Source organism: Mucilaginibacter sp. GW822-FHT03E02 (genome assembly GCF_058801545.1).
Map to the genome: position 1 here is coordinate 573,987 of NZ_JBXANJ010000002.1, position 13,679 is coordinate 587,665.

The window sequence follows — 13,679 nt, forward strand, 5'->3', positions numbered from 1 at the left end:
ACACTATGTTATACATCGTTATATTATTTTTATTTGCATCCATTACCCTGTACTTCTTATTGGGCGGGGCCGATTTTGGCGCCGGTATCATCGAGCTTTTTACATCCGATGATAATAAGCACCGCACCCGCAAAACCATGTACCAGGCCATTGGTCCCATCTGGGAAGCTAACCACATGTGGCTCATTATCACGGTGGTAATATTATTTGTAGGCTTCCCGGATATTTACAGCCAGATGTGTACCTACCTGCATATCCCACTACTTATTTTGTTATTAGGCATCATTGCGCGTGGTACTGCTTTTACTTTCAGAAACTATGATGCCATTAAAGGCGAAAGAACACAAAACCTTTATAACCACCTGTTTATATACTCAAGTTTTGTTACACCAATGTTCCTGGGTATTATAGCCGGTAGCGCATTATCTGGTCAGATTGATCCAACAGCCAAAGATTTTGTTCATGCCTATATTTTCAGCTGGTTAAATTGGTTCTCGGTGGCTGTAGGCCTGTTTACCGTGGCGCTTTGTGGTTTCCTGGCAGCCATTTATATTGTGGGAGAGACGGACAGTATTGACGACATTAAACGCTACATCAAAAAAGCAAAGATATTTAACGTGGTAGCCGTTATTTGCGGGGGGCTGGTTTTTATAGCTTCAGAAATTGAGCATGTTGGCTTATCCAAATGGATTTTCGGCAATACCATTAGTTTGGTAGCCGTAATAGCTGCCACTTTATCACTCGTACTACTTTGGTTTATTATCTCCGAACAAAAGAACAGGCAATGGATAAGACTATTGGCAGCTTTCCAGGTAAGTATGATCCTGATATCGGTAGGGTCGACACGTTTCCCAAGGTTTGTGATATTCAAGGGCGGCAGCTCAATGTCATTACTCACAGACCATGCAACCGTAAATACCATAGATGATTTGGGGATTGGCTTATTGGTTGGCAGTATGTTTATATTGCCGGCATTGGGGTATTTGTATTATAGCTTTCAGCGGAAGGAAAAGTAATTTTTTTCTGAACTGAATTTATTGAATTAAGGAATTATTTGAATTTTTAAATTTTGGAAAATTCCTTAATTCAATAAATTCGAGTTCAAACAAATAATTTTCAAATCTTCAAATTCTAAAATTTTCAAATCAATTAATCCTCCTCCATCTTCGAGTGCATCCGGGTATCCCTCATGGTCACGTAAAGCACCAGCGATAGAGCGATGCACACGGTTACATACCAGTAAAACCATTGGGCGTGGTGCGCCGTTTTAAAACCCAATGCAATGTATTCGGCCGAGCCGCCAAATATAGATACCGCTATGGCGTAGGGGAAACCGACACCAAGCGCACGTATGTTTGCAGGGAAAAGTTCGGCCTTCACAACAGCATTAATTGAGGTATATCCGCTAATAATGATAAGTGCTACCAAAATAAGACTGAATGCAATCCAGCCGTCTTTTGTGCCTCCCAATAATGTGAGTATCGGGATAGTTGTTATTGTACCTAAAACCCCAAAGCCTATCAGCAATGGTTTGCGCCCGATGTTATCAGATAACAAACCAAAAAGCGGCTGTATCAGCATAAAAACCAGCAACGTAAGGCTTGAAATTAAGGTAGCTTCGGCTTTGCTAAAACCGGATGTATCTACCAAAAACTTTTGCATATACGTTGTAAAGGTGTAAAATGCCAATGTACCTCCTGCCGTAAGGCCTATAACTGTTAGTACAGCCTTTGGGTGTTTGGCCAGTTCGGCAATAGTGCCGTTTATCGTACTGGTTTTTTCTTTGGCAAACGAAGCTGATTCCTGCAAACTACGGCGCAGATACATCGTAATCACAGCCAGAAAAGCCCCGATGCCGAAAGCGATGCGCCAACCCCAGTCATGTAACTGTTGCTCAGTTAAAAATATTCGTTGCAATAAAACTAATAATCCCAGGGCAAGCAGCTGGCCCATAATGAGGGTTACATATTGAAAGCTGGAATAAAAACCCCTGTGTTTGCGGCCTGCCATTTCGCTTAAATAAGTCGCGCTTGTACCATATTCGCCGCCAACACTCAGGCCCTGTATAACACGGGCCAGCACCAACAGCAGCGGCGCAGCAACACCAATAGTTTTGTAACCCGGCGTTATGGTAATAATAAGCGAGCCGAGGCTCATGAGCAGTACCGATATGGTCAGCGCCTTTTTACGGCCATGTTTATCGGCATATGTACCCATCAGCCACCCGCCTATCGGCCGCATCAGAAAACCAAGGGCAAATACACCCGCGGTATTTAATAGTTGGGCTGTCTGGTCGCCTTTGGGAAAAAACGAGCTGGAGAAATAAAGCGAAAATGCCGAGTATACATACCAATCATACCATTCAACCAGGTTTCCTAACGATCCGCCAATTATTGATTTGATACGGCCGCCTGTTGTTTTAACGGTAACATGGGATGTATTAGTCATATTTTGCTTAAAAAAAATAAACGCATAAATGTACCATAATCAAATTAGCGTACAAAAAACTTAATCAACCTAATCTAACTAAATCAACTACTCACTATATTTAAAGCATGCTTTTTACCGAAGATTTTTTGCATTACGTATGGAAATTCCGCCTGTTTGACCGCTCAGATTTGCGAACGGAAGATGGCGAGGCACTGGAAATATTCTCCACGGGTATTCACAACAGCGATTCCGGCCCCGATTTTCATAACGCCCGGATTAAAATTGGAGAAACGCTTTGGGCTGGAAATGTGGAAGTACATCTTTCGGCTTCCGATTGGCAAAAGCACGGACATACTACCGATGAAGCTTATAATAATGTGATTTTGCATGTTGTTTATAACAACGATTTACCGTTAAAGCTAAATAACGAGCAAACAGTACCTACCCTGCAATTAAATAACAGGGTACCGGCCGAATTATATGGCCGTTATCACCAGATGATATTCGGCAACCAAACTATCATACCATGTGAAGCCAGTATTGGCGCAGTTGACGGCTTAATTATGCACAACTGGCTTACCCGTGTTTTGGTGGAAAGGATGGAAAAAAAATCGACTGCCGTAATAGCCGCCCTTGCCATTAACCGGGGCGATTGGGAAGAAACGTTTTACCAGTTTTTAGCCGCCAATTTTGGATTTAAAACAAATGCCCTGCCCTTTGAACTGCTGGCAAAATCGTTACCGCAACTTACACTGGCCAAAAACAAAAATAACCCGATGCAAATTGAAGCGCTCATATTTGGCCAGGCAGGTTTTTTAGAGGGCGACCTAAACGATGACTATCCCGTTAAGTTAAAAAAGGAATATGATTACCTGCGAAAGAAATACAGCCTTAAACCAATAGAAAACCATTTGTGGAAATTTATGCGCTTAAGGCCTCCCAATTTCCCAACCATCAGGCTCGCCCAATTTGCCGCGCTGATTGTTAGTGCCAATCACCTGTTTTCGAAGATATTGGAGATAAAGGATATCGATGCCTTACGCAACCTGTTTGCATCCATTAAAACAAACGAGTATTGGGACAATCATTACCGTTTTGATGTAGTTTCAAAACCATTGCCTAAAGTTATGGGAGCGGCTTCGGTTGATATATTGCTTATCAATACCCTTGCCTTGTTCTTGTTTAGCTATGGCAAACATCATCAGCAACAATATTATATCAGCCGCGCACTAAAACTTTTAGAAAATTTACCGGCCGAAAAGAACAATATTACCGCAGATTTTGTTAACTTAGGGGTGAAAATTACTAATGCATTTGAATCGCAGGCACTGCTCGAACTAAAAAATAACTATTGTAATTACAAGAAATGCCTGCAATGTGGCGTTGGTAATAAAATATTAAAGCTCAGCTGACATGATACAAAGAATATTAACTTTTTTTGAGCGCTACTCCTTTGGTGTATGCACCTATCTCGGCGAAAAATTTAATGTTTCGATAGCAAAGATCCGTTTGTTTTTTATTTACTCATCCTTTTTAGCGGTAGGCTTCCCCCTTATATTCTATTTCTTCGCAGGCATTGTGCTCGATATCCGTAGTTATGTAAAACGCACCCACACCAGGGCTACTGATCTTTAACAGGAATTAAGGATTGGGAGGATTGACTGGATTTTATCTCTTTTACAACGCGATGCATTTAGTATCACGTTTTTTGTTTGTAAATCTTAAAATCATCTTTCCCGTTTTTATGCGCTAAATGCCTGGCCAACTGCAATAGCCAATGCTATACCTATAGCAATGTTGTGGAGCGCTATGCCCAGGGCCAGGCCTATAGTAATACCAATTGCTAAATACGATGAGTTAATGATTTTCATTTACTTATAATAAATTTTTCCTGCTGACATGCCTTTGTCGTTAAAGCCTGATAAATTTACAATATAACTTAAGTAATATCAATGAAAGATAATCCTGTAGCCCGGTTGCGAATGTATAACCAATACATCAGCAACCCTGTTTTCAGCAAACCGGAGGATGTTGTTAAAAACATGGTAGCCATGCAGGCCCAGGATTATGCCGGGGCAAAATGGGCCGTTGGGATACGTATGACGTCGGCAAAAGAAAGTGTTGTTGAACAAGCAATTACCGATGGCGGCATATTGCGTACCCACCTGCTGAGGCCTACCTGGCATTTTGTTGCACCCGGGGATATCCGTTGGATCCTGGCGCTTACAGCGCCACGTATACATGCCATTAATGCGGGCATGTATAAAAAATTCGAACTGGACAGTGTTGTATTTAATAAAGCCAACAAAGTATTTATTAAAGCCATGCAAGGCAATAAACAACTCACCCGGGCAGAATTAACCGACGCGCTAACCAGAAATCATATCCCAACCGACGACTTACGCTTTACCCTTTTACTGATGCATGCCGAACTTGACGGCGTTATTTGCAGTGGTGGCCGCATTGGTAAACAATTTACCTACGCCTTGCTTGACAACCGGGCGCCGACAACCCCATTGCTAACCCACGACGAAGCGCTAACTAAACTGGCAACGGGCTTTTTTAATACGCGGGGGCCAGCTACCGTACACGATTTCGCCAACTGGTCTGGGCTTACTGTTACAGATGCGGCTACCGGGTTGGAGCATGTGAAAGCCCTATTGATAAGCGAAGTAATAGATGGAAAAACTTATTGGATGTCACATCATACAGAAGCCATTCCGGCTAAAAATAAAGCATACTTACTGCCAGCTTATGATGAATTTGCGATAGCTTATAAAGATCGTGACGCACTTGTTGTGCCCAAATACAAGGAGCAAGCGCGTTACGTAATCTTCGATCCGGTTATTGTTATCGACAACCAGGTTGTCGGCAATTGGAAACGGACGATAAAACCTAATGCTCTCAATATCAGATACAATCTGTTTGGAAAGCTGAATAAAACACAGGATAAGGCTTTAGAGGCTGCTACAAAAAAGTATGAGAATTTTTTATGATAGACGGTATTTAGCAGGAAGTAATGAAAATCTTTGCGGCTTAGCCTTTTTGCGCGAAAAAAAGCGTTTGGGAAAATTGTCCATGTACTAACGAAATTCATCCATGTTATAGCTTTGCTGTTGTGTGCACTTTTGTATTGTCAATAACGACAAACAAAAACATACTACAATGGCACGTTTAAAAGCATTAAGTCCTGACGAAGCAACAGGCAAAACCAAAGAATTATTTTCTGCTATACAAAGCAAATTGGGTGTTGTACCTAACATGATGCGCACCATGGGCAATTCGTCGGCCTTATTAGAGGGTTACCTGAACTTTAGCGGCGCACTGGCACATGGCAAGCTTGGGGCAAAAACCGGTGAGCTGTTGGCCATGGCCGTATCAGAAAAAAACAATTGTGATTACTGTTTATCTGCACATAGTTACATTGGTGAAAAGCTGGCACATATTGACGCCGCAACTTTAACCGATGCCCGTAACGCGAATAGCCAGGATGCTAAAACAGCTGCGGCCCTGCAATTTGCAACAATCTTAACAGCTAAACAAGGTCTGGTAAACGATGCCGACGTTGAAGCGGTAAAAGCCGCCGGTTTTACTGATGGCGAGATAGGCGAAATTGTTGGCCACGTGGCATTAAATGTTCTGACCAACTATTTTAACAATACCGCCAAAACCGACATCGATTTCCCGGTTGTAAACGCCTATAACGCTGTTGAAGCCTAATAAAAAGAATCAAGAGGCAAGAATTAAGAATTAAGACAGCTCCATTTTTTTTCATCTTGATTCTTGCCTCTTGATTCTTACTTCTCGCCTCTCTTTCACTACTTTTATCAACTTTAAAACAATGTCATCATGGAAAACAAACGCTATCCCCTCCCTCCTTTTAATATGGAAACAGCCCAGCAGAAAGTGCAGGCTGCAGAGGATGCCTGGAACACCCGCGACCCTGAAAAGGTGAGTCTTGCCTATACCATTGATACCGAATGGCGCAACCGCACCGATTTTATAAATGGCCGCGAAGAAGTTAAACAGTTTTTAACACGGAAATGGGAAAAAGAACTGGATTATAAACTAAAGAAGGAACTTTGGGGTTTCCGCGAAAACCGCATGGCTGTAAGGTTTGAATACGAGTGGCACGACCACACCGGGCAGTGGTACCGCAGCTATGGCAACGAACTTTGGGAATTTGACGAGCACGGCTATATGCAAAAACGTTTTGCCAGCATTAACGATATGCCTATTGCCGAAACCGACAGGAAACTGTTTTAAAACCAGGGTTATGAATTACGCGCAAATTGCTTTTACCGATGCCGTAAAGGGTTTCCAGGAACGCTACGGCAGCCGGGCCGGTTATGCACGGCAGCAGGAATTTAAATACACCGATGGTTTTACCGAAAGCGAAGAGGATTTTATAAGCCGGCAGGATAATTTTTACATGTCAACTATTAGCGAAAGTGGTTATCCTTATATACAGTTTCGCGGCGGACCAAAAGGCTTTTTAAAGGTGTTGGATCATGAAACCCTGGGCTTTATTGATTTTGGAGGCAACAAGCAATACATCTCCGCAGGTAATTTGGCTACTCACAACAAGGTAGCTTTATTCCTGTTAGACCAGGCTGCAAAAGCCCGGCTTAAGATTTTTGCAGAAGCGAGTATTTTAGATATCGATAATAACGCCGAATTGTATGATAAGCTAAACCTGCCGGATTATAAATTCAAGCCCGAAAGAATTATCCTGCTAAAGGTGACAGCCTACGATTGGAACTGCCCGCAACATATTACCCCAAGGTATACCCTTGAGGAGATTCAACACGAGTTTGCAACCCAACACGAATACATCAATAAATTGAGAGCGGAAAACCACGCACTTAAAGCCCAGTTAGCATCAAAATAAATGACCGATAGCCAAAATACGTTTACCCTGGTTGATCCTTTAACCGGGAATCTTGCCTTTAAACTTTTTTTATTTGAGGATAACAGTTATTTCGACCATTTACAGCGCAATAATTATTTTTCGGTTATCTGGGTAAAAGAAGGATCGGGCAGGTTAAAATCTGATTTTTCGGAATATGGCTTTGAAAAGGACAACCTGCTGGCTTTTACGCCCTATCAGCCCTTTATGCTTTCTACAGCGCAAGCTATTAACGGCGTAGCTATTCAGTTTCACCCCGATTTTTTTTGTATCCATAAGCATCATAAAGAGGTATCGTGCAGCGGTATTTTGTTTGATAATATTTACCATCCGCCATATATAAAAATCGACGCCACCAGTGCCGCTACCTTTGATATGGTGATAAACCAGGTAAAAGCCGAGATGCAAAACAAGGGTATGGCCCAATTTGATATCCTGGTATCGTATCTGAAAATTTTTTTAATCACGGCCTCCCGCCTAAAATCCGAACAGCAGGCTTTGGACAGGGATCCCGACAAAGTAAACAAAGAGCCATTTGTTTTACAAAGTCTCCAGGATGCTATCGAAATACATTACAAAACCAAGCACAGCGCGAGCGATTATGCCGATATGCTTAACATTTCGGCAAAGGCGCTTGCCCGTATCACCAAAAGCCATTTTAACAAAACCATCAGTAACCTGATTGCCGAACGCATTATCATAGAGGCTAAACGCGAATTGTATTTAACCAATAAACCTGTGAAAGAAATTGCATGGGAATTAGGATATGAAGACGAATACTATTTCAGCCGTTTTTTTAAAACCAATGCCGATGTATCGCCACAAATGTACCGCGATACAGTAGGGTTTGGCAGGGCAAGTGACAATCAGCTGGTAAATTAAAAACTAATCCGTTTATATTTGGTTTGATTTTTAAAACATCAACCACCATGCCCGAACTACCCGACCTGCAGGCCTTCAGCCACAACCTTGATAAAAAACTTGGCGGCAAAACCGTTAAGGAAGTCGTTATAGTTAATGCTAAAAAGCTTAATGTAAGCCATCAGCAACTAAAAGACACCCTTGAAGGACAAAAGCTGGATAAAGTGTACCGCGAAGGTAAAGAGCTTTATTTTAAATTCAATAAACGTGATATACTGGCCCTGCACCTGATGCTGCACGGAAAATTGTTTTTATTTGATGGAAAAAACGAAAATAAATACCCCATCATCGAGTTACATTTTACCAATGGAACAGGCCTTGTGCTAACTGATTTCCAGGGCATTGCCAATCCCACTTTAAACCCGGAAGAAAAAGAATCGCCGGATGCCATGGCAATTGACACTGATTTTTTAAAAACACGGTTAGTTAAAACCAAAACCAACATAAAAACTGTTCTATTAGATCAAAAGATCATCCGGGGTATTGGCAATGCCTACGCTGATGAAATATTGTGGCATGCGGGTATCTCCCCTTTTTCGGCAAGCAACAAAATACCCGAAGCCAAGCTTAAAGATCTTACTCATTCCATTCACGATGTTTTAAAAGATGCGGAAAAGGCGATCCTTAAATCAAATCCGGATATCATCAACGGGGAAGTTCGCGACTTTATGCTTATTCATAACTCAAAGAAAACCCACAGCCCAAAAGGTGCAGAGATCAAGGTTAAAGAAGGATCGAGAAAAACTTATTATACCGATGAGCAGGAATTGTTTGAGTAGTTATAGGTTGTAATAGATAAATATAATATAGCAATGCTGAGTAGTACAATCCGCGGATTCTGAACGAGGAATGACATACAATAAGAGAATTGTCATCCTGAACGTAGTGAAGGATCTATTTGCGAACTTTTCCGTCGGCGATGCCTGTCGGTTAACAGATTCTTCACTCCGTTCAGAATGACAAAGGGGTTATTTATAACATGTTACGGGTAGGTACGAAAGATCTATTCGCGAACTTTTCCGTCGGCGATGCCTGTCGGTTAACAGATTTTTCACTTCGTTCAAGAAGTAGTTCTTCACCCTGTTCAGAATGACAAAGGGGTTATTTATAACATGTCATGGGTAGGTACGAAGGATATATACGCGAACTTTTTTATCGGTCATGCAAAGCTGATAGATCCTTCGTTCCTCAGGATGACAGGGAAACTTGAATGTGTCATGGGTAGCCCTGTTGACGCATAGCGGGCAAAGGCTCTATCGCCCAACCCCTTCTACAGGCTCAGGTGATAGAGCAATTATATGCGTAAGGTAACAAGCTAACACTATTATTAATTGTCGTTTTCTACTTCAACTTCTTCACCAACACATTAAAATCTGCACCAACAACCGGTATCTTCTTCCATTTGTCGATTCCGGGCTCTTTGTGGAAAGTGCCACCATTTAGCAACCCGCAGGCAAAACTTATTTCGGATCCATTTTTAGTGGTCAAAAACTCAATGGAAACCAGGATCTGCCCGGATACTACAACATTATAAGGCGAGAGGTCGACGGTTACCAATTGGTGCCCGCCATTTTCATATTTGGGTATGGTTCCTTTTATTTCTGCAACAACAAGATTGGTGTCTGCTGGCAGCTTGCCGTTCATTTTATACACATTCACTTTAAAAGGAACACTGTCGCCTGATTGGTTGGCCGCATGAAAGTTAAGCTTTAGTAATTGAACCTGTTTGCGGCCGGCGTTCGTCTGAATTCCAACCTGCCTGCCTTTTACTGCCGAAAAGGAGTTGTTTGCCGATCCTTCGCGGGGTTTGTTACCTATTGTTTTGGTATTATCCTGTGCAAAGCTGCTTATTGCAAGCAAACAGAATAAACAGCTAAGAAACGATTTTAAAATAAATGTTTTTGACGATAGATAAACCGGTGTTTTCATGGTATTTATATATAATTTAAACAGGAGACGATACCATGTCCAAATTGGTTGCATGACAAAATCTTAATTCCATTTAAATTATTGATGCTTTTTAAAGCTTTATATAAACAGATTGATAAAGAACAGGAAGCAGCCTTTTTTTGGGCTATATGATAAACACCTGTAACCAACAATTGAAATCTATCTCCTAACCATTTTATAATGCATCATGCCTGCTTCTTCAAACTCCGGCCCCGACTGCTCAAAACCAAACCTGGTATATAGCGAAACCGCTTGCACCTGCGAGTGTAGGTAAATGTAATCTGCTTCGGCCGGTAAGGCTTCCAGCGCCGCATTTACAAGAGCCTGGCCAATACCCTGTCCCTTGAATTTTTGCAATACAGCAAATCGTTCTAATTTATAGCCTTTTTCGGTTTTCCTAAAGCGGCAGGCACCGGCCGGTTCACCATTCACCGTTGCCAAAAAATGCGTGGATTCATCATCAAATTCAACCTCAAGCTCTGGTGGGCAATCCTGGCCAATAACAAATACTTCATATCTGATGGCTGATGCCTTGTCCAGGTCTGCTTGTTCAGTTGCTTCTTTTACTTCGGTTTTTGAGGGCATTGGTGTAATGTGGCTTGGTTTTTAGATGCTCTAATTTACTATTATGGTTTGCTTCGGCAGCATCAATGGAGTGTGTGCAGGTAATATCATCTTCCAATTCGGCAAGTTCCGATAATTGTACATAAAACTTGTGCAGCTGGTCAAGTTCCTGCTCATTCAGGTCTTCAATATCAACCATCCGGTTACTTGCGCCCTGGTGCGAGGCCAGCAACTCATTCAGCTTTAAATGTATGGCTTTTGAGTCTTTATTTTGCGATTTCTGGATCAAAAAAACCATCAGAAAGGTAACTACAGTTGTGCCGGTATTAATTATCAACTGCCAGGTATCCGAGTATTTGAATATAGGGCCGGTTATCCCCCATACAATAATTATAGTAATAGCACCTATAAATGCTGTTGAGCTGCCGGTGGCAATAGTTGCCCAGTTGGCAAACCGTTCAAATAAATTTTTTTTCTTTTTTGCGACCTTGGCCATTTTTTGTAGATTTTTAAATTTGGTGGATCACTTCGTTAAACAACAAAGCGCCGGTACAACAAATGTACAGGCGCTTTGTTAGTTTTTAATGAATATTATAATTTGCTGGTCGCGTCGATACAATTAAGGTCTTCGAAAGCGGCGGCAAGTCTTTTAACAAAATTTTCTTCGCCTTTACGTAGCCATACGCGCGGATCATAATATTTTTTGTTTGGAGAATCTTCGCCATCAGGGCTACCAATTTGCGATTGCAGGTATCCTTCTTTTGATTTATAATAATCTTTAATACCTTCCCAGTATGCCCATTGCATATCGGTATCAATATTCATTTTAACGGCACCATATGAAATAGCCTCACGGATTTCTTCCTGGCTTGAACCGGAACCACCGTGGAACACAAAGTTGATAGGTTTTTCTTCGGTTAAGTTGAATTTTTGTTTTACATACTCTTGTGAGTTATGCAAAATAACAGGTTGCAATTTAACGTTGCCTGGTTTGTACACACCATGTACGTTACCAAAAGCAGCAGCCACTGTAAAACGTGGGCTCACTTTTAATAAGTGCTCATATGAGTAAGAAACCTCTTCTGGCTGGGTATATAAACGTGAACTGTCAACATCAGAGTTGTCAACGCCGTCTTCTTCGCCACCGGTAACGCCTAATTCAATTTCAAGTGTCATGCCCATTTTGGCCATACGCTCCAGGTATTTAGCAGATATCTCGATATTTTCTTCGATTGGTTCTTCAGAAAGATCAAGCATATGCGACGAAAAAAGTGGTTTGCCTGTTTCAGCAAAAAACTTCTCACCATGATCTAACAAGCCGTCAATCCACGGTAATAATTTTTTTGCGGCGTGGTCGGTATGCAAAATTACGGCAACACCATAATGTTCGGCCAGCAAGTGAACATGCTTTGCAGCCGATACACCACCTAAAATACAGGCTTGCAGTTTTGAATTATCTAATGATTTGCCGGCGTAAAATTGTGCACCACCATTTGAGAGCTGAATAATAACCGGGGAATTTACCAGCTTAGCTGTTTCCATAACCGCGTTAATAGTATTGGTACCTATAACGTTTACCGCCGGCAAAGCAAACTGATGCTTTTTAGCTGCTTCAAACAGTTCCTGCACCTGATCGCCGTGCAGAACACCTTTATAATTTTTTAAATCCATGAGCTTTTATTTGGGCCTCGAAGTTATAAAATTTCTTTGTTTTTGATAAGAAATGTTACTATTAATAGTTGAATATTAACATTTTGTTCAGCAAAATTGGTAAAGTATATCAAAACGATAGTAAAAATGGAGTAAACTGGCCAAAGTGCGCTATTTTGTTAAAGATGAGGCGCATTTTTTACAAATTTCACATCAAACTACCCATCAAAGTTTTTGTTAAATAATTTGACTTTGTAAGTTTTTACAACTGTTACTACTTGTTTTAATATTTTTCGTTTCTTTGTAGTCAATTGAAAGAGTTAGACATAGATATGGCGTGGTTTAAACGAGAGTTGAAAGGGATAATTACGACTACTGAGGAAAAGAAGGAAACCCCTGATGGTATCTGGAATAAATGCCCTAATTGTAAGAAACCTTTACACTATTCAGAGCAGGTTGAAAATCAATATGTTTGCCATTACTGTGGCTTTCACCTGCGTATAGGTTCAAAAGAGTATTTTTCTGTTTTGTTTGATAATAACGAGTTTACAGAATTATTTGCCGATTTGACATCAGGCGATCCCCTGCATTTTGAAGACACCAAAAAATATACTGATAGACTGACAGAAACCCAGGCAAAAACCGGTTTAAAAGATGCTATCCGTGCAGGTGTTGGTAAAATTGACGGACAAGACATTGTGATTGCCTGTATGGATTTTAATTTTATCGGTGGTTCGATGGGTTCGGTGGTAGGCGAAAAAATTGCCCGCTCGATAGATCACAGTATAGCTAACAGGATTCCTTTCCTGATGATATCTAAATCTGGCGGTGCAAGGATGATGGAAGCAGCGTTTTCATTAATGCAAATGGCCAAAACATCTGCAAAGCTGGCTTTACTGTCACAAGCTAAAATCCCTTACATCTCTTTATTAACCGACCCTACAACAGGTGGAGTTACAGCATCATACGCTATGCTGGGCGACATCAATATTGCCGAGCCTGGTTCATTGATTGGCTTTGCCGGCCCCAGGGTTATTAAAGAAACCATTAAAAAAGATTTGCCTAAAGGTTTTCAGACAGCTGAGTTTGTTCAGGAACACGGTTTCCTTGATTTTATAGTTGACCGCAGGGAAATGAAAGAGAAACTGGCTTCGTTTTTAAAGATGATGAAAAACTAAGTTTCGTGTGATATGATATAATAAAAAAGGCCCGAATCGGGCCTTTTTTATTTAAAATGATTTTTATAGCTACTTAC

The 13,679-nt window shown here is 41.2% G+C and carries 16 protein-coding genes; 10 read left to right on the forward strand and 6 right to left on the reverse strand.

The genetic code is table 11. The features are described from left to right. Nucleotides 1-5: 5 nt before the first annotated feature. Nucleotides 6-1,016: a cytochrome d ubiquinol oxidase subunit II gene (locus AC1RM2_RS29080; RefSeq protein ID WP_492988654.1), complete on the forward strand. Its 1,011-nt coding sequence runs from the start codon at nt 6-8 to the stop codon at nt 1,014-1,016. 133 nt (nt 1,017-1,149) lie between these two features. Here AC1RM2_RS29080 and AC1RM2_RS29085 read toward each other — a convergent pair whose 3' ends face one another. After that, entirely contained in the window at nt 1,150-2,448 is a 1,299-nt protein-coding gene (locus AC1RM2_RS29085) for an MFS transporter (RefSeq protein WP_492988655.1), read from the reverse strand. 107 nt (nt 2,449-2,555) lie between these two features. Between AC1RM2_RS29085 and AC1RM2_RS29090 the strand changes: the two genes are divergently transcribed. Both AC1RM2_RS29090 and AC1RM2_RS29095 read left to right on the forward strand, forming a co-directional pair. Beyond that, the gene (locus tag AC1RM2_RS29090) at nt 2,556-3,842 is read left to right on the forward strand and encodes a DUF2851 family protein (RefSeq protein ID WP_492988656.1); all 1,287 of its coding nucleotides are present in this window, start codon (nt 2,556-2,558) and stop codon (nt 3,840-3,842) included. A gap of 1 nt (nt 3,843) precedes the next feature. Continuing rightward, complete coding sequence (locus AC1RM2_RS29095; protein WP_492988657.1) at nt 3,844-4,065, forward strand: PspC domain-containing protein; 222 nt, start codon at nt 3,844-3,846, stop codon at nt 4,063-4,065. A 107-nt stretch (nt 4,066-4,172) separates the two neighbouring features. Here the strand turns inward: AC1RM2_RS29095 and AC1RM2_RS29100 are convergent, their stop codons facing one another. Further along, on the reverse strand, nt 4,173-4,301 hold the full coding sequence (locus tag AC1RM2_RS29100) for a glycine zipper domain-containing protein (protein ID WP_492988658.1): 129 nt from the start codon (nt 4,299-4,301) through the stop codon (nt 4,173-4,175). 81 nt (nt 4,302-4,382) lie between these two features. Between AC1RM2_RS29100 and AC1RM2_RS29105 the strand changes: the two genes are divergently transcribed. The 6 genes from AC1RM2_RS29105 to AC1RM2_RS29130 all read left to right on the forward strand — a co-directional run bounded on the left by AC1RM2_RS29105 (nt 4,383) and on the right by AC1RM2_RS29130 (nt 9,039). After that, complete coding sequence (locus AC1RM2_RS29105; RefSeq protein WP_492988659.1) at nt 4,383-5,426, forward strand: winged helix DNA-binding domain-containing protein; 1,044 nt, start codon at nt 4,383-4,385, stop codon at nt 5,424-5,426. 169 nt (nt 5,427-5,595) lie between these two features. Then, nucleotides 5,596-6,150, forward strand: coding sequence for a carboxymuconolactone decarboxylase family protein (locus AC1RM2_RS29110; protein WP_492988660.1), 555 nt, complete (start codon nt 5,596-5,598; stop codon nt 6,148-6,150). 129 nt (nt 6,151-6,279) lie between these two features. Beyond that, nucleotides 6,280-6,696, forward strand: coding sequence for a nuclear transport factor 2 family protein (locus tag AC1RM2_RS29115; RefSeq protein ID WP_492988661.1), 417 nt, complete (start codon nt 6,280-6,282; stop codon nt 6,694-6,696). A 10-nt stretch (nt 6,697-6,706) separates the two neighbouring features. Then, complete coding sequence (locus AC1RM2_RS29120) at nt 6,707-7,321, forward strand: pyridoxamine 5'-phosphate oxidase family protein (protein ID WP_492988662.1); 615 nt, start codon at nt 6,707-6,709, stop codon at nt 7,319-7,321. Continuing rightward, nucleotides 7,322-8,221, forward strand: a complete 900-nt coding sequence (locus tag AC1RM2_RS29125; RefSeq protein ID WP_492988663.1) for a helix-turn-helix domain-containing protein — start codon at nt 7,322-7,324, stop codon at nt 8,219-8,221. A gap of 47 nt (nt 8,222-8,268) precedes the next feature. Next, entirely contained in the window at nt 8,269-9,039 is a 771-nt protein-coding gene (locus AC1RM2_RS29130) for a DNA-formamidopyrimidine glycosylase family protein (protein WP_492988664.1), read from the forward strand. A gap of 562 nt (nt 9,040-9,601) precedes the next feature. Here AC1RM2_RS29130 and AC1RM2_RS29135 read toward each other — a convergent pair. From AC1RM2_RS29135 to fbaA, 4 genes are all read right to left on the reverse strand, one after another. After that, nucleotides 9,602-10,189, reverse strand: a complete 588-nt coding sequence (locus AC1RM2_RS29135; RefSeq protein ID WP_492988665.1) for a hypothetical protein — start codon at nt 10,187-10,189, stop codon at nt 9,602-9,604. Between the two features lie 180 nt (nt 10,190-10,369). Beyond that, the gene (locus AC1RM2_RS29140; protein WP_492988666.1) at nt 10,370-10,795 is read right to left on the reverse strand and encodes a GNAT family N-acetyltransferase; all 426 of its coding nucleotides are present in this window, start codon (nt 10,793-10,795) and stop codon (nt 10,370-10,372) included. After that, on the reverse strand, nt 10,761-11,270 hold the full coding sequence (locus AC1RM2_RS29145) for a low affinity iron permease family protein (RefSeq protein ID WP_492988667.1): 510 nt from the start codon (nt 11,268-11,270) through the stop codon (nt 10,761-10,763). The genes AC1RM2_RS29140 and AC1RM2_RS29145 overlap by 35 nt, the downstream gene beginning before the upstream one ends. Before the next feature lie 95 nt (nt 11,271-11,365). Then, nucleotides 11,366-12,445 (reverse strand): class II fructose-bisphosphate aldolase, encoded by a 1,080-nt coding sequence (gene fbaA / locus AC1RM2_RS29150; RefSeq protein WP_477387418.1) that lies wholly within the window; start codon nt 12,443-12,445, stop codon nt 11,366-11,368. A gap of 311 nt (nt 12,446-12,756) precedes the next feature. Between fbaA and accD the strand changes: the two genes are divergently transcribed. Next, nucleotides 12,757-13,602: an acetyl-CoA carboxylase, carboxyltransferase subunit beta gene (gene accD, locus AC1RM2_RS29155; RefSeq protein ID WP_492988668.1), complete on the forward strand. Its 846-nt coding sequence runs from the start codon at nt 12,757-12,759 to the stop codon at nt 13,600-13,602. Nucleotides 13,603-13,679: the final 77 nt, after the last annotated feature.